Origin of the sequence: Shewanella sairae, from assembly GCF_023283535.1 — a bacterium.
Taxonomy (GTDB): Bacteria; Pseudomonadota; Gammaproteobacteria; order Enterobacterales; family Shewanellaceae; genus Shewanella; species Shewanella sairae.
Window position 1 is genome coordinate 12982 of the sequence record NZ_JAKILT010000044.1, and the last position, 15337, is coordinate 28318.

17 protein-coding genes are annotated in these 15337 nt (G+C 42.4%); 13 read left to right on the forward strand and 4 right to left on the reverse strand.

Annotated features, from left to right (window positions below):
- The first annotated feature begins 11 nt into the window (after positions 1-11).
- The 8 genes from L2748_RS16710 to L2748_RS16745 all read left to right on the forward strand — a co-directional run bounded on the left by L2748_RS16710 (position 12) and on the right by L2748_RS16745 (position 8709).
- Positions 12-626: a hypothetical protein gene (locus L2748_RS16710; protein ID WP_220781496.1), complete on the forward strand. Its 615-nt coding sequence runs from the start codon at positions 12-14 to the stop codon at positions 624-626.
- Positions 627-1056: 430 nt separating this feature from the next.
- The gene (locus L2748_RS16715; RefSeq protein ID WP_220781497.1) at positions 1057-1710 is read left to right on the forward strand and encodes a DUF4124 domain-containing protein; all 654 of its coding nucleotides are present in this window, start codon (positions 1057-1059) and stop codon (positions 1708-1710) included.
- A 42-nt stretch (positions 1711-1752) separates the two neighbouring features.
- On the forward strand, positions 1753-2532 hold the full coding sequence (locus L2748_RS16720) for a hypothetical protein (protein WP_220781498.1): 780 nt from the start codon (positions 1753-1755) through the stop codon (positions 2530-2532).
- A gap of 404 nt (positions 2533-2936) precedes the next feature.
- A complete protein-coding gene (locus L2748_RS16725) occupies positions 2937-3254 on the forward strand; it encodes a PepSY domain-containing protein (protein ID WP_220781499.1) in 318 nt (105 codons plus the stop codon).
- A gap of 57 nt (positions 3255-3311) precedes the next feature.
- The gene (locus tag L2748_RS16730) at positions 3312-3998 is read left to right on the forward strand and encodes a response regulator transcription factor (RefSeq protein ID WP_220781500.1); all 687 of its coding nucleotides are present in this window, start codon (positions 3312-3314) and stop codon (positions 3996-3998) included.
- 3 nt (positions 3999-4001) lie between these two features.
- A complete protein-coding gene (locus tag L2748_RS16735) occupies positions 4002-5591 on the forward strand; it encodes an ATP-binding protein (RefSeq protein WP_220781501.1) in 1590 nt (529 codons plus the stop codon).
- Between the two features lie 107 nt (positions 5592-5698).
- The gene (locus L2748_RS16740; RefSeq protein WP_220781502.1) at positions 5699-6931 is read left to right on the forward strand and encodes a DUF3300 domain-containing protein; all 1233 of its coding nucleotides are present in this window, start codon (positions 5699-5701) and stop codon (positions 6929-6931) included.
- Between the two features lie 428 nt (positions 6932-7359).
- Positions 7360-8709, forward strand: coding sequence for an ABC1 kinase family protein (locus tag L2748_RS16745; protein WP_220781503.1), 1350 nt, complete (start codon positions 7360-7362; stop codon positions 8707-8709).
- Between the two features lie 112 nt (positions 8710-8821).
- On the opposite strand, the gene L2748_RS16750 is transcribed toward L2748_RS16745, so the two are convergent.
- Entirely contained in the window at positions 8822-9505 is a 684-nt protein-coding gene (locus tag L2748_RS16750) for a DUF599 domain-containing protein (RefSeq protein ID WP_220781504.1), read from the reverse strand.
- Between the two features lie 94 nt (positions 9506-9599).
- Positions 9600-9758 (reverse strand): DUF2496 domain-containing protein, encoded by a 159-nt coding sequence (locus L2748_RS16755; RefSeq protein WP_220781505.1) that lies wholly within the window; start codon positions 9756-9758, stop codon positions 9600-9602.
- Between the two features lie 204 nt (positions 9759-9962).
- Here L2748_RS16755 and L2748_RS16760 point away from each other — a divergent pair, with 204 nt between their 5' ends.
- Positions 9963-10190 carry a hypothetical protein gene (locus tag L2748_RS16760; protein WP_220781506.1) on the forward strand — a complete coding sequence of 76 codons (228 nt, stop codon included), beginning with the start codon at positions 9963-9965 and terminating at the stop codon, positions 10188-10190.
- An 82-nt stretch (positions 10191-10272) separates the two neighbouring features.
- Here the strand turns inward: L2748_RS16760 and L2748_RS16765 are convergent, their stop codons facing one another.
- Positions 10273-11043: an ABC transporter permease gene (locus tag L2748_RS16765; protein WP_220781507.1), complete on the reverse strand. Its 771-nt coding sequence runs from the start codon at positions 11041-11043 to the stop codon at positions 10273-10275.
- Between the two features lie 190 nt (positions 11044-11233).
- Between L2748_RS16765 and pepT the strand changes: the two genes are divergently transcribed.
- The 4 genes from pepT to L2748_RS16785 all read left to right on the forward strand — a co-directional run bounded on the left by pepT (position 11234) and on the right by L2748_RS16785 (position 14801).
- A complete protein-coding gene (gene pepT, locus L2748_RS16770) occupies positions 11234-12460 on the forward strand; it encodes a peptidase T (RefSeq protein WP_220781508.1) in 1227 nt (408 codons plus the stop codon).
- A 163-nt stretch (positions 12461-12623) separates the two neighbouring features.
- A complete protein-coding gene (locus tag L2748_RS16775; RefSeq protein WP_220781509.1) occupies positions 12624-13316 on the forward strand; it encodes a Rossmann-fold NAD(P)-binding domain-containing protein in 693 nt (230 codons plus the stop codon).
- A 160-nt stretch (positions 13317-13476) separates the two neighbouring features.
- The gene (locus L2748_RS16780; protein WP_220781510.1) at positions 13477-14217 is read left to right on the forward strand and encodes a tRNA (adenine(22)-N(1))-methyltransferase; all 741 of its coding nucleotides are present in this window, start codon (positions 13477-13479) and stop codon (positions 14215-14217) included.
- A gap of 53 nt (positions 14218-14270) precedes the next feature.
- Complete coding sequence (locus L2748_RS16785; RefSeq protein WP_220781511.1) at positions 14271-14801, forward strand: NUDIX hydrolase; 531 nt, start codon at positions 14271-14273, stop codon at positions 14799-14801.
- Between the two features lie 147 nt (positions 14802-14948).
- Here the strand turns inward: L2748_RS16785 and L2748_RS16790 are convergent, their stop codons facing one another.
- Entirely contained in the window at positions 14949-15326 is a 378-nt protein-coding gene (locus L2748_RS16790; RefSeq protein WP_220781512.1) for a DUF6768 family protein, read from the reverse strand.
- Positions 15327-15337 lie beyond the last annotated feature (11 nt).

Below are 15337 nucleotides of genomic sequence, written 5' to 3' on the forward strand. Positions count from 1 at the left end.
GGAATTAATACGTGAATGATAGAGTTATTTGGTTTTGTTGTTTTGCATTGCTTTTCATAGGGATGATCGTCGGTATCAATATTAATACCGACTCGATGACTCTAGATGCGCTTTATAAAGTTTTTGGTATTATCGCCGGTATAGGTACTTTGCTGACGGCAGTTATTGCAAGTGCTGCTTTACATACATGGATGCATCAGTTTAGTCACGCTGAACGATTCAAAGCTTTTAAAAAACTAGAAGGGATAGGCTTCGATTGTATAGGTGCGATTGAAAAGTATTGGGGCGTTTATAAAGATGAACATTTCCCTGCTACAACACCTTGCCATTACAATGATCATAATCTTGCAAGAAGAGAAAGCCTTGATATCTTTTGGGAGTCTAAAGAGCGATATCGCATAGATGTTGATTTTGTACAATCTTTACTTTTGGCTGAAGAAATAAAAGATTTTGAATACACATATAGTAACTTCGATACAAAAGTTCATGAAATCATTAGTGATATAACAAATGCATATGAGCTAAAAGGGGACGAAAGACATAACGCTTTATGTCGTGTTGAGCGCAATATTTTGAATTTGAAGCTAGATTTCAAGAAAAACTTACGTAAGTTCAGAGGTAGATGAACTTGCTAGCAAGGCATTTAAACGGAACTAAAACAGTGGGTTACGTTCCGCTTCGCTCCACAGTTTAACCCACAATTTTAGTCCGCTTAATGCGGCGTTATCGTGCCAGAAAAACACGGAGCCTATATATTATAGGTTACACAGTAAAATCTAATAAAGGAACTTGACGGGACGATGCTCATTTCTACCCCTTAAAGCAATCGCTAGGCTGTTGGAAGAGTGCGTGGTTCTTCGCAATCAGACATAGCGATTATCTTAAGGTAGCGAATATCCTATCCGTACCGTTTCTTCCGTATTTTTTGATTCGCAGTCAAAGCGAGCTAAGGCTCTTACTGACAGATAACTAGGGAAATCAAAGGATTATTTATTTTCGCTTCGAGAGGTATTATAAATAACCTTTCTTTTAAGCGTTATATGCTACGGAGGCATTGTGTATCGGTTTTTCCAATTCATTATTGTAATCATGATGTTGCAAACATCGAATGCAATTAGCCAAGAAGTTCACCAATGGATTGATGAAAGTGGTGTAAAACATTTTTCCACAAACTTACCGCCTATTAGTTGTAAGACAGAGTCTTGTACAAAAATTAACGAGTCACTTGTACAAGAATCAAATGAACATACTTCAAAACTCATTGCAGCTAAGAAAGCACAACATTACATATCCGGTAGTTTGGAAATGACGCAAAAATATATTAACCTGCTTAATATAGACTTAATTATAGATGGAAATCTGTGGTACAACATAGACTTTGTTCTTGCTGCTTTAATTGATGGAATCGAAAATGGACTCTTAATAAGAAATGACACAATTAAAGTTTTGGGGAGTAGCCACCAAAGTTTAGATTATAAAATAAGTAAATCATGTGCATGGAAAAGAAATACGAAATATATAGATAATAAAAATCATAGATGGGCAAAAGTAGGTAAGGATTTTTATTCTGTTTATCGTAAAGCATGGTTTGCTTCTTGTCGCAGAGAGATTCCATTTAAATTAGATGATGCCAAGAAAGATTATAACCTAATAAAGAAGTCTAAAGTGGAAAAAGAAAAGATATATGAAGAAAGTCGTTATTCCTCATGAATACGGCACATATAACAACCGACTATAGCCAATGGAGTCATCATGCCTAGTAACAATATCGAAAATACAGTTATTGGTTACCTATCAAAATTTGATGTCATAGCTGAAAAAATAAAAGAGAAAAAAGAGAAAACCCCCGACTTTATTGTTCGTGGAGAGGATAATGTATTAATCGAATTGAAGGAAAAGTTCGATACCGATATTGAGCATGAAACACAAGAATTTACTTTGACTAAAGGAGATATTTTTCAAAGAACGCATACAACGGGTTATTGGAATAGTATTTCAAATGTTATTACTAAAGGGATTAAGCAATTAAAAGCTCAAAAATCGAATACGAAAAGCAAATACTGCTTTCTTTTTATTGTTACAAGTGGTGTGAATCCATCAACACAGGTTAAACAATTTGAGTCTACATTTTATGGCCGAAAAAGTATAATAGATGTCGATTCAGACTCAAATCAAGCTGTATGGTGTTATTACTTTTACCATAGCCTCTTCTCTATACATAAAAATGCGATTGATGGTGCATTTGTAGTAGATAGTAATAATGGACAGACAAGGCTGTTGATTAACGATCAATCTCCTCAATATGAAAGTGTTAAAAATTCTGAATTTATTTCTAAATTTAGGGGGAAGATAGGGATCGTAGACCCTAAAGAATTAGAAGCTTCTAATAAAATCTATATTGCAGATACAACGATACCAAGAAATGATGAAGATGCGGTTAAAGAGTTTGTTTTTAATAAATATGCAATTAGTAAAGGGCTGGTGCTTGATTTTCCTCAGACGGTTTATCAAGCTGGCATAAAGGGGTCGTAGCTAATTAACTCATGAGCTGAATAATCAGATGTCGGTACGCCTGTGGGCTTCGGTTTCAGGGTGAGGTATCTCAAAGAAATACTCCTCGAGCGAGAGGCAGGATGCCGAACTGGCTTTTTAGCAGGGATGCTATTGGAAACCGCAGAGCGGCCAAGGATGGCTTTATAGCGTCCCACAGAAGTAGTGACAGGTGAACTTGTATTAAGGTTCAACTGTGAGCCGTTGCCTTTTCTGTGCGACCTCAAAGCTCATTCCATAAACTACCTACAACCGAACTAACTATATTCAGCCAACGTTCATCTAACCTTATGTATAACCTATCTACCCGCTAGGCATTCGCAAGCTAATGACTAATCGAATAGGATCTTTTAAACTGGCTGAATCTCAACTCTTTGGTAGCGTTAATGAAAACTGCTTTATTTACTATCTTGGTCGCACTTTCACTTTGCACAGCCTCCCCTGTCATGGCGGCTAGTGTGCATGGTTATACAGCGCTGTCAGCAGTGGCTATGAATGCAAACAAACAGCAGCACAAATTAAAGGTCAGCAGTAAAGAGCAGGCTGTACAATTGGCGAAACGCCAGTATCGCGGCAAGGTGCTGAAAGTGCAGTCGAGCCGAGTTAATGGCAATCCTGGTTATAGCGTAAAGCTACTGTCGAATGACGGTGTGGTGTTTTATGTCAAAGTCGATGCCAAAACGGGTCGTGTTTCTCGCAACTAACACTAGGCTATTGCTTGCAACGCTTTATTATCGCGCCGTACAACAAGGAACCAGAGCATGAGATTGTTATTAGTTGAAGATGATTTAGAGCTGCAATCTAATTTAAAGCAACATCTTGTCGATGCCAATTACACCGTCGATACCGCCGATGATGGCGAAATAGGCCTGTTTCAAGGCCGTGAGTATAACTACGATGCCGCCATTATTGATGTTGGCCTGCCTAAGCTTGATGGCATCGCGCTTATTACTCAGCTTAGGGCACTAGAGATTAGTTTTCCTATTCTTATTTTAACCGCTCGTGATAGCTGGCAAGACAAGGTTGAAGGCTTAGATGCGGGTGCTGACGACTACCTGACTAAGCCATTTCACCCAGAAGAATTAGTTGCGCGCTTAAAAGCACTCATTCGCCGCTCTGCGGGTAAAGCTAGCCCGATTATTACTAATGGCCCCTTTAGCCTAAATACCAGTAGCATGGAGATCACTAAGTCTGGCGAGACCATAAATTTGAGTGGCTCTGAGTACAAACTGTTTGAATATTTAATGCTGCATATTGGCGAGGTGAAATCAAAAACCGTGCTAACTGAGCATATTTACGATCAAGATTTTGATTTAGATTCCAACGTGATTGAGGTGTTTATTCGCCGTTTGCGTAAAAAACTTGATCCTGATAATCAACTCGGCCTAATTGAAACCCTTCGTGGTCAGGGCTATCGCCTTGTCTCTCTTAGCAATCACAGTAGTTAACCAATGCATCGACTTAAGCGTTTGCCTCAACTTATGCATTCATTAAAGGCGCGCCTTATAATCAGTGCAATGCTGCTGGTGTTAGTGTTATTGCCCATTGTTGGCATCACCCTAAATGATGCCTTTAAACTGCAAGTCAAAAGCGCTTCAGTCAAAGAGTTAAAAGCCTATGTTTATTCCATTTTGGCGGTGACAGAAGTCGACAACCAACAGCTATTAATGCCTGAAGTGCTATTAGAGAATCAGTTCAATGTGATTCAATCCGGTTTATATGCGCTAATCACGGTTCCAGTAAAGCCAAGCGTAGCTCCACCAGCTGATGCAGCGGATGACTTTGCGGCAAAGTTTATCGAGAATAACTCTGTCAAAAATCGCTCTATCGAAAGTAACTTTGTAGAAAATCGCTCTGTTGAAAACAAGTCTGTCGAGAACCAGCCTATAACGCTCGTCCAACAAGCCAACGTGAACAATAGAGATGCCCGTAAAATCGCATGGCGCTCAAACTCTCTACTTGGTATCGATTTATCTGCTGCGATTACAACTGCAGTGCATACCGCGGCAATATTTCCACAGCCGGAAAAAGGCCAAGGTCAGTTTAGTGAGATTATACTTAACGGTGAGCCGCATTTGGTTTACGGCTTTAGTGCCAGCTTTGAAACTGAGCAGCTCAACAAATTGGGCGAACCGCAACTGACACGCTTTCCCTTTACGGTTTATATCATCAAAGACCAACAAGATTATCAGCTGCAGGTACAGGCATTTAATCAGCAGCTTTGGCGCTGGTTACTGATTTTAATGACCGCTCTACTCACGATTCAAATATTGTGGCTATGGTGGACGTTAAAACCACTGACTCGGTTACAACGCGAATTAGCTGCTATTGAAAACGGCCAAGCCAATAAATTAGATGAGCACTACCCGACTGAGCTTAACGCGGTGGCGAAACAGCTTAATACCTTGCTCAATACCGAACAAAATCAACGTAAACGTTATCGAAACGCCTTAGCTGATCTCGCCCACAGTTTGAAAACACCTTTAGCGGTGATTCAAAGTCAAAAAGACTTAAGTCCACAGTCGTTTGACCAAGTTAGCCATATTAATCGAATTATCGGCCATCAGCTTAAGCGCGCACAATCAGCAGCAGGGGCAGCATGGCACTTGGGCGTTGCTGTGGTTGAGGTCTCAGACAAGCTAGTGCGTAACTTGCCCAAAATATACTGCCAGCCAGCAATAACCATCACGGAAGATGTCGATAGAAATGCGGTTTTCAAAGGTGATGCAAGCGACTTAACCGAGATCCTTGGCAACCTATTAGATAACGCCTGCAAAGCAGCAAACGCCCAAGTGCTGTTTCAGGTAAAAATCGTGCATGCTCAGCTTATCATCACCGTTGAAGATGACGGTATGGGAATCGATGAAGCGCTGCATGCACAAATATTTGAACGTGGCATTCGCGCAGATACTTATCAACAAGGTCACGGCATAGGTCTAGCGATTGTGCGCGACTTAGTCGACAGCTATCAAGGCCAATTAACGGTTGGCCGCTCAACAACTCTCAGCGGCGCTAAGTTTCAGCTTAGCTTTAAACACTAACTAGCTTATTAGTTTTAGATTACCTACAGTGTGTTTTTCACTTTCAGCTTCTGTTCATCTTGGCTTTTCTATACTGCAGCTAACGTATAAAAAGGTCAGGAGTTCACATGAACAGACTCAAAAAATGGTGTTGCCTGTCACTTGTTATCGCTATGCCTTTGATAATGCCAGTGACCGCAGTCAACGCCGACGCAAGCCAGCTTGAGCAAACTCAATATAGTGAGGGACAACTCGCACAAATGCTGGCACCTATCGCCCTTTATCCCGATAGTTTACTGACCCATATTTTGATTGCAGCGACCTACCCGCTTGAAGTGGTTCAGGCACATCGTTGGCAACAATCAAAACAACACTTATCGACCCAGAAACAAATCGATAAAGCCCAGGATAAAGATTGGGACCCAAGTGTGGTGGCGCTGATTGCGTTTCCCAATGTATTGCAAAAACTCAGTGAAGATCTTGATTGGACTCAGTCATTAGGTGATGCCTTTTTACAAGATGAAACTCAAGTGCTTGCCAGTATTCAAACCCTGAGACAAGAGGCTGACAATGCTAATAGCCTTGAGCAGATGGAAAACATGCAAGTCACTCGCGTCAGTAATCAGATCATTATTGAGCCGGTACGCAAAGAAATTGTATATGTACCCTACTATGACCCAAGAACCGTTTATGGTTACTGGCGCTGGTATCGCTACCCGCCAGTGTACTGGGCGGTTTACCCTGGTTATGTTAGACCCAGTTATGGTCATTTTTATTGGCGCGCCGGCGTGCACATTAGCTTTAACTATTACTTTAGTGCATTCCATTGGCATAAACGCCATGTGGTTGTAGTGCATCACCATAACTCGCATCGATACCGTCACCGCGGCCGTATTGTCACCAGTCACGGTGCCAAACGCTGGGCGCATAAACCACAACATAGGCGCGGTGTGGCATACAGCAGCGGTGCACTTAGGCACAAATATAATCGCCACCAGCCAAAGTACACACGAAGTAAAGTTGTAGGCCCAAATACCAGCAAACAGCGGGCTTACACCCGAGAGCAAACGATTCGCAATAAGCTTAAACCTAACGCTAGTGCTTATAGTAAGCCGACCCATAGCAAGGCTCATAACCAGCTTAAGACGCGTTCGGCAAAGCCTGCTAAATACTCGCACAACAAGCAAGTTCAGCCTTCATATAATAAGCAAGCTCATAATGTTAGCAAAGCTTATAGAAGCCCGGCGGCTAAGCCTAAGCAAATTCAAAGCAGGCCACAACAACACAGAGTGAGGCAGTCAGTTAACAGGCAAGCTCCTGCTAAACGCGGGCATCAGCAAGCTAAATATAGAAAGGATTGAATCGAATGATAAAAATATACATCATCATTCCTATATTATCGGTTATTGACCTTATGTAAGCTGATACCAATTACATTAATAATCTGTTCATTCAGTGGGAATTCAAAGCACTGAAGGCAAGCTGGGAACTTGAAGCTAATAGTTATTCTATATCGAGAGTTTCTGGCGCAGCGTGCTTTGCCATTTGCTTTAAATATCAGCCACCCAGAGGGAAGCGCTCAAGCATTCCACTTCTGCTTTGCGTGGCCTCACAAGGGAATAACCATTCTATCGTCCATGCGCCTTGAATTGAAAAGCCTGAGCGCTTCTGAATTGATTACATTACTATTGCAATTGGTATTAGGACTGATCCGTATATACAAACTCGCGTATTGAAAGATGAGTTTGATATTAAAGCAGTCCATTATTGCCACTTATTAAGGTGCTAAATGAAAAAAGATCAAGCAGCAAAAGTTCCGACTAGTCGACTCTCTCGATTTTCTTCTCTCGGTGGTTTAGCAACCCGTTTGGCAAGTAATGTGATGCTAGAAGGGGCTAAAAAACTTAGCCAAGGCCAGTCACCCAAGTTACAAGACTTAATGCTTACGCCTAAAAATATCAGCCATGTGGCAGATAAACTGGCGCAAATGCGTGGCGCTGCAATGAAAGTCGGCCAAATGCTGTCGATGGACTCTGGAGAGTTAATGCCAAAAGAGCTGAGCGAGCTGCTTGCACGCTTGAGAGATGACGCCAAGACCATGCCCCACAAGCAGCTTATCGATATCCTCAAGCGTAACTGGGGCGAAGACTGGTTAGCGCCTTTTGCCCACTTTGAACTGCGTCCTTTTGCTGCAGCATCTATCGGCCAGGTCCATCAAGCTACGTTAGCCAATGGTCAGCAATTAGCAGTTAAGGTGCAATATCCCGGGATCCGTAACAGTATCGATAGTGATATCGATAATGTCGCGGCGCTGCTGCGGGTCTCGAAATTGGTGCCGAAAAATGTCCAATTTGATCAATTATTAACGGACGCAAAAAAGCAGTTACATACTGAAGCCAACTACCAAATTGAACTGGATATGTTAAAGCGATATCGCGAAGTTTTAGCGCAAGACGATACGTTTATTCTGCCTTCGCCTATCGAAAGCTTATGCACCGACGATATTTTAGTCATGGACTATATTGCAGCTGACAGTATTGAATCTGCCGCCGAGTTAGATCAACACACTCGCAATACCATTGCCAGCCAAATGCTGCAGTTATTCTTTAGAGAGTTGTTTGAATTTAAGCTAATTCAATCCGATCCCAATTTTGCTAATTTTCAATATCAGGCTAAGACCCAGAAAATTGTGTTACTTGATTTTGGTGCAACCCGTGAGATCCCAGAAAACCTGTCTTGGCAATATCAGCAACTGATGCAAGCAGCTATTAATAACGACAGATTAAAGATGGAAGCTGCAGCTCAGGCGATTGGCTTTTTTAGGGATGCAATTGAACCACAACAAAAAGAACTGATCTTGGATATTTTCTATCAAGCCTGTGAGCCACTTAGAAGTGAAACCGCCTATGATTTTGGCTCGAGCAACCTTGCTCAGCGAATAAAACAAGCGGGTATGGCAATGAGTTCTGAGGCCGATAAATGGCATACGCCGCCTGTGGATGCGATTTTTATCCACCGTAAACTGGCAGGTATGTATTTACTGGCCTCAAAATTAAATGCTCAAATTGACGTAAAGTGCCTGTTTAATCGCTTTAGCCTCAATGAGCCAGAACAACCGCTAGATAAACAGCTCGCCTAACAGCGGCTTTCATCAAATGCTTGGCCGCAGCTGCTTAAGCTTGTTAGCGACTCTCTGCTGCGGGGCTGTTATCAGTAGTAAGGTTATGGCTATCGCGCTCGGCTTTTAACAACTATTGACCTGCGGTAATTGCCAGTACCGCCTTAGATTTAAACTCACGGCGATATAAAGTCACCACCACGAATAAACTTGCCGCAATAAATGCCACTGGATGGAAAAACCAGCATAAAGCGGCCATCGAAAAGTAGTAAGAACGCAGACCATAATTATAAGAGTGGGTAGCTTGATCTTGCACTGTGGCCATTTGTTTAGCGTAACGGCGTAAATTTTCATTTTTGCCCGTTTTATCAACCGGCGCCGCCCCCACCATGACATTTAAAAAACCGTATTGGCGCATTGACCAAGTAAACTGAAAAAATGCCATGATGAAGATAAATGTCAGCATGCCTAGCTTTACCTGTACCAAAGCATGGTTAGGCTCGGCGGCAAATGGAATGGATGCGATGACCGCCTCTAAACGTTCGACCTGAGCAAATAGGGTTAACACACCGGCTAATACCAGTAATGTTGTCGACGCAAAAAAAGCAATATTGCGTTCTAGGTTAGCGAGTAATGCAGCCTCGCCCACTCGCACCTCACGGCCAATTAACTCGTGCATCCAATGAATACGGTGCTGATGTAAACAGCGAGCAATACAATTCGTTGTTTTGGCTTTACGTTTTGCAAAATAAGTATAACCAACCCAGCTCACGATAAAACAAAAAGGTGCAACCAGATCGAGTAGCGAGATGCTCATGTGTGATCCCATGATAAAACAACCATATAAATAACGTTAATAAAAGAAAGTCGCAGCCAACAAAACCGGGACATTTATCGCGCTGCAGATTAATTTAGCGCTTAGCGAGTAAATCTTGTTTAACTATTTCAATGGCAGCCAATACCACTTCGACATCAATCTGATGACTCTCTAATAAAAAAATAAGATCGACTGCGAGCTTAATTTCTTCAGGGGCGCTATCTAACTCACTTACAGGTTTATTGTCACTCATGCAGTTTAACTTCTGACCTTAGCAGCTTATCTAAAAGATATATTAGTATACTCAGAGAGTTGCCATGCCTCAATTAACAAACCACATACGGGCCAGAAATTAGAGTAATTAAAAATCTTTATTAGCGCTAAAAGCCTAGATATACTCGGCCTAAGAAGACACAATCAATATTGTGAATAGCAAATACAAAGGCAAAGACTATCTATGGCAAAAATGGATTTCTCGGTGATTAATGACACCACAGCAAAATCTTTTAATGAACAGAAAAACCTTATCAAGCGCGTTTTTAAAGGTAACACTGTTCTGTGCCCTGTGTGCAACCAAGCACTGCAAATGAAGCTACCTGTAAAAGGCCAAGAAGAAAGTGTGTCAGGCATCTGCTGTAAGAAGGGTTGTACTGATATTGAACTTGATATGGAACTGGTTGTTTAACTCAAGCTGACAAGTTTTATCAACGGCTGCCAAGGTATTCTTTGGCAGCCGTTTTGCTTTTAAGCGTCTATAATTCCTTGCGCTAAAGCTTGACCTTAACTCTACCAGTTTCACTAATGCCACGTCGCACACATAAAACAAGCGTGGTGGTTACTGACACAGATAAAGTCACAAAAATAGCGACTGAAATCACCAACTGATATTTAATCGCAATAAGGGGATCGACCCCACCTAATATTTGCCCTGTCATCATACCTGGAAGCGTGACGACTCCCATTGTCGCCATCGATGCCATTATGGGCGCAAAAGATTGCTGCATTGCGGTTTGCACAAAAGGCAAACTTGCTTGAGCAGGTGACGCCCCTAACGCAAGCGCTCCTTGATACTCAGCTTTTCTGTCATTAAATGCGCCAAATAACCTTTGTAGCGCAACAATGTTACCGCTTAAGCAATTGCCGAGCAGCATGCCTGCGGTTGGAATTAAATACTGCGCGGTATACAAGGGCTCTGGTGCCAATAAAAATACCACCATTAACCACAACACCGGAAACAGACCTAAAGCTAGGCCCAAAAGAACCGGTGCATAGAGAAACTTTTTCGGCAGTTTCGCCTTACTTATAATCGAGCTCGCGCCAACAAGTAACATAACGACTAGCCAAGCGAGATTAACCCATGGGTTATTGAGCACAAATAAATACTGCAGGTAAAGGCCCACAAGAATGAGCTGAATCGTCATGCGTAAAACCGCAGATAACATATCGCGGTTCAATGCTAATTTAAAATATTGCCCTATGGCTAAAGGCACCAATAACACCAGCATAAACAGACTTAACTGCAGCCAACCTATATCCATTTATCACTATCTCTATCGTTCATACCCAGCCTAATATAACCAAACCCGCACTGAGTTAATAGCAAATCCCAAATACACGGCAAGCTAATAAACTAAGCAACTTTTTAGAAAAACTTGATCAATGTCTAATGAATCCTAAGTTTGCCTTGTTAGACTCCCTGCACATTTTGCTATTTTAGACAACACGATTATGAAGCAACAGTTACTTGAACGGTTCTTAAGCTACGTCAGCTTTAATACCCAATCTAACGACAACAGCCAAAGTGTTCCTAGCACTGACAATCAATTTGTATTTGCCCAATTTCTTCGTCAAGAGCTTATCCATTTAGGTTTTGACGATGTAAAGCTGTCAGATAAGGGTTATCTAACCGCAACAGTACCGGGTAACGTTGCGGATGCGCCCTGCATTGGTTTTATTGCCCACTTAGATACCGCACCAGATTTCAGCGGTGAAAATGTGAAGCCACAGATTATTGAAAACTATGACGGCAAAGAGATACAACTGGGTCTTGAAGAGCAACTCTCACCAAACCAATTTACTAGCCTAAACCAATACCTTGGGCAAACACTGATCACCACTGACGGAACCAGTTTGTTAGGTGGTGATGACAAAGCGGGTATTGCCGAGATCATCAGTGCATTGCATCACTTATTGACTCACCCAGAAATCCCCCACGGAAAAATTAGACTTTGCTTTACTCCAGACGAAGAGATTGGCCGCGGCGCCGATCATTTTGATGTTGAAGGCTTTGGTGCACAGTGGGCTTACACTGTCGATGGTGGCCAACTTGGTGAGCTTGAATATGAAAACTTCAATGCCGCCACAGCCGTGATTACCGCAACAGGTAACAACTGCCACCCGGGTACCGCTTATGGCGTTATGGTTAACGCACAAACCATTGCGGCACGCTTTCATGCAAAAATGCCACTGAAAGATACACCTGAGTGCAGTAAAGATTATGACGGTTTTTTCCATTTGATGAGCATGGAAGGCGTGACAGAAAAAGCGACCCTCACTTACATCATCCGTGATTTCGATTTTGAGCTGTTTCAGCAGAGAAAACATTGGTTGACCGAGCTGGTTGAGAAGTATAACGCAGAGCTGACTATTGGCCGCTTGAGCATTGATATTCAAGATTCATACTTGAATATGAAACAACAAGTCCTGCCACACCCGCATATTATCGATATTGCCAAACAAGCGATGCTAAATTTAGGCATTGAGCCTATTGTTAAGCCTATTCGTGGCGGTACCGATGGATCGCGCTTATCTTACATGGGTCTACCTTGCCCTAATATCTTTACCGGCGGCCACAACTTCCACGGTAAACATGAATATGTTTGTTTAGAATCCATGGAACAAGCAAGCCAAACCATTATTGAAATCGCAAAACTGACGGCAATCCACAACAGATAAGCCACATTTTGAGCAGTAACAGACTTATTATTTAGGTCTGTTACTGCTAATTACTTCATCGCTATTAACGACATCAATTCTGCTACCCCCATAAAAAGTATTTGCTTCCCACCTTTAGCTCTCTAAACTTACGCTAACGACAACTTTAATATTGAGTTATGACATGAACGCTGCACTCATCGGCGCAACCGGGCTAATTGGTCAACTGCTTTTACAAAAACTTATCGACACCGGCTGTTATGAAAACATTTTACTCATAGGTCGAAAGCAGCCGCTTTACCAAGAAGCTGACGCAACCCAAATAACCTTTATTCAGTGCCAACTAAACGAATTTTCCGCCCTAGAACTGCCCTTTAATATTGATCATGCGTTTTGTTGCTTAGGCACAACCATCAAGCAAGCTGGTAGCCAACAAGCATTTATTGCCGTTGATAAAACTGCCTGTATCGATTTTATCGGAGCATGTCAGGCCCAAGCCAATTTTGTGGTCACTGCGCTTGGTGCCAATAGCCAATCTAGGAGCTTTTATAACCGAGTAAAAGGCGAAACCCAAGAGGAGTTAAGCAAGGTTTTAGCACAAAGCCAACAAGCATCATGCCCTAAACGTCTCTGGCTTTTTCAGCCTAGCTTACTATTAGGGCACCGCAATGAAAGCCGAACATTAGAAGATTTGGGACAAAAGCTATCGGGTGTTATGTCGCCGCTTTTTGTGGGACGACTATTTCAATATCGTCCGATAGCAGCAGAGCAAGTTGCCGCAGCTATGATGGCCTATGCTATTTCAGCCCAAGATCCTGAGTTTTCAGCCACTCAACGGGTCACATTAGTGTCGAACGCGGAAATGCTAAGCGCTTAACACCATCTATAAGGCGCCGATGATATCAGTTGTGATAACTTACAGCAGCTTATGGCGAAGCAACTATTGGCTTAGTCGCAATTGACTTAATACCTATTGACTTAACACCTAGGGCATCAATTAGAATAGCCGCCTATTTTTATTGCTATTGAGTCACACCTTGAAGATAAGCCAGCGTCTGCAACACATTAATGCCATGATTAACCGCCAATATGAGCATATTTGGGATTGTTGCTGCGATCATGGTCTTCTAGGCGCAGCTCTGCTAAAGCGGCATGCAGCTAAACAGATCCATTTTGTCGATGTCGTGCCAAGCCTAATGCTTGAGCTAGAAAAGAAACTGCAGCGTTTCTATCCTCCATCACTCAATAACCATAGTAATAACAGCCAATGGCAAGTTCACTGTTTAGATGTGGGCCAACTCAATCTTGCAGAAAAAAACCAGCGACAATTAGTGATTATTGCAGGTGTGGGCGGCGATCTAACCATAGAGTTAGTTAAACAGATTGTTGAACGTCATCCAGAGCATAAACTAGAGTTTATTTTGTGCCCCGTGCATCATATCTATAAAGTACGCTCGGCAATGCACCAGCTTGGTCTAGGCTTAGTCGATGAGCATTTGATGCAAGAAAATGGGCGCTTTTACGAAGTACTGCATTTATCCAACCAAAGCCAAATCCCCTTAAGTTCTGTCGGCAGTATCATGTGGGACTTTGAGCGTGAACAACACCAAGACTATTTGCGTAATACCCTAGAACATTATCAGCGAATTGCCGACGGTTTAGCAAAAGCTCCGCTATCTATTACTCAGCCTATTACTCAGCAAACTGAACTGGCTTTTATCGAGCGAGTGATGATGGATTATCAAAGCCTAATACCAAGCAGCACAGTACCGCGCTAACACCGCATCACGGTTTATTTGCAACTATCTTCTCATCCAATTATGAGTTTCTAATGCGTCTATTAAAATCAACGGTTCATACCGATATCGTCCACCTAACAGCAAGTGAACTGGCGGCTAAAAGCTTCCACCGCCAAGCGGCACGCGGGATTATTTTAAAGGGTGAGGAGATCTTAATGCTCTATACCGAGCGCTACCATGACTACAGTATTCCTGGTGGTGGCGTCGATGAAGGTGAAGATATTCACACAGGGCTCATACGTGAGCTCGAAGAGGAAACGGGTGCACAGCATATCGAAATCATCAGTGAATTTGGCCGCTATGAAGAGTTTCGCCCTTGGAATAGAGGTGGTTTTGAAGTGGTACATATGGATTCATTCTGCTTTGTTTGTGATATTCATGCCGAGCTTGGTGAAACCAAATTGGAAGCCCATGAAATACAAAACGGTATGACGCCAGTTTGGATCAACATCCATCAAGCCATTGCTCACAATGAGCACACCATTGCCAATAGTCCTAAGAAAGGTATGTCGATTGAGCGAGAAACCTTTTTATTAAAGCAGATTGTTGCCGAGCTTTTATAAGCAGCTTAACTCTGCATAGCTAAGCTATATTCGTAAAATCATAGTCGTTAAACTTTAGTCGATAAATTTTAGTCGTAAAACTTTAGCGTTAGCGCCACAGAGCGTGAATTAACCCATTCACGCTCTTATTACAGCTATCCCTTTTGATTAGGGTCCAGCCTTGGTCTGAAGCTTGGCAATCGCTAACTCTAAGCGCTTTATCTCCCGCACTGTGGCATTGCGATTCATCTCGTTATAGATCCACATTTTTATGGCTATTTGCATCATACTGGCTAACAGTAGTGTCACGCCCCACTTAATCAATGCTACCGGGCTTACCGCCACAAAAAAGAACTGATAACCAGACCAGAGCATCAACAGGCTCAGCATAAAGGCAATGATACTCACTAGGATCATCCAGCCCCCAAGTCGCCCCTTATAAGCATCGCCAAGCATGGAAAATAAGCTTGGATCGCGCTTAATCTGATGATTGATGGCTTCTGCCTCTTTACTCAACTGCCGACGAATTTTGTCATCGATATCCATAACCTCTCCTA

Bases quoted from the DNA above. Each gene is read 5' to 3' on its own strand.
- L2748_RS16785 (WP_220781511.1), top strand. From the start codon at position 14,271: ATGCGTCTATTAAAATCAACGGTTCATACCGATATCGTCCACCTAACA.
- L2748_RS16775 (WP_220781509.1), top strand. From the start codon at position 12,624: ATGAACGCTGCACTCATCGGCGCAACCGGGCTAATTGGTCAACTGCTT.
- L2748_RS16735 (WP_220781501.1), top strand. From the start codon at position 4,002: ATGCATCGACTTAAGCGTTTGCCTCAACTTATGCATTCATTAAAGGCG.
- L2748_RS16740 (WP_220781502.1), top strand. From the start codon at position 5,699: ATGAACAGACTCAAAAAATGGTGTTGCCTGTCACTTGTTATCGCTATG.
- L2748_RS16765 (WP_220781507.1), bottom strand. From the start codon at position 11,043: ATGGATATAGGTTGGCTGCAGTTAAGTCTGTTTATGCTGGTGTTATTG.
- L2748_RS16760 (WP_220781506.1), top strand. From the start codon at position 9,963: ATGGCAAAAATGGATTTCTCGGTGATTAATGACACCACAGCAAAATCT.
- L2748_RS16720 (WP_220781498.1), top strand. From the start codon at position 1,753: ATGCCTAGTAACAATATCGAAAATACAGTTATTGGTTACCTATCAAAA.
- L2748_RS16730 (WP_220781500.1), top strand. From the start codon at position 3,312: ATGAGATTGTTATTAGTTGAAGATGATTTAGAGCTGCAATCTAATTTA.
- L2748_RS16750 (WP_220781504.1), bottom strand. From the start codon at position 9,505: ATGAGCATCTCGCTACTCGATCTGGTTGCACCTTTTTGTTTTATCGTG.
- L2748_RS16725 (WP_220781499.1), top strand. From the start codon at position 2,937: ATGAAAACTGCTTTATTTACTATCTTGGTCGCACTTTCACTTTGCACA.
- L2748_RS16745 (WP_220781503.1), top strand. From the start codon at position 7,360: ATGAAAAAAGATCAAGCAGCAAAAGTTCCGACTAGTCGACTCTCTCGA.
- pepT (WP_220781508.1), top strand. From the start codon at position 11,234: ATGAAGCAACAGTTACTTGAACGGTTCTTAAGCTACGTCAGCTTTAAT.
- L2748_RS16790 (WP_220781512.1), bottom strand. From the start codon at position 15,326: ATGGATATCGATGACAAAATTCGTCGGCAGTTGAGTAAAGAGGCAGAA.
- L2748_RS16755 (WP_220781505.1), bottom strand. From the start codon at position 9,758: ATGAGTGACAATAAACCTGTAAGTGAGTTAGATAGCGCCCCTGAAGAA.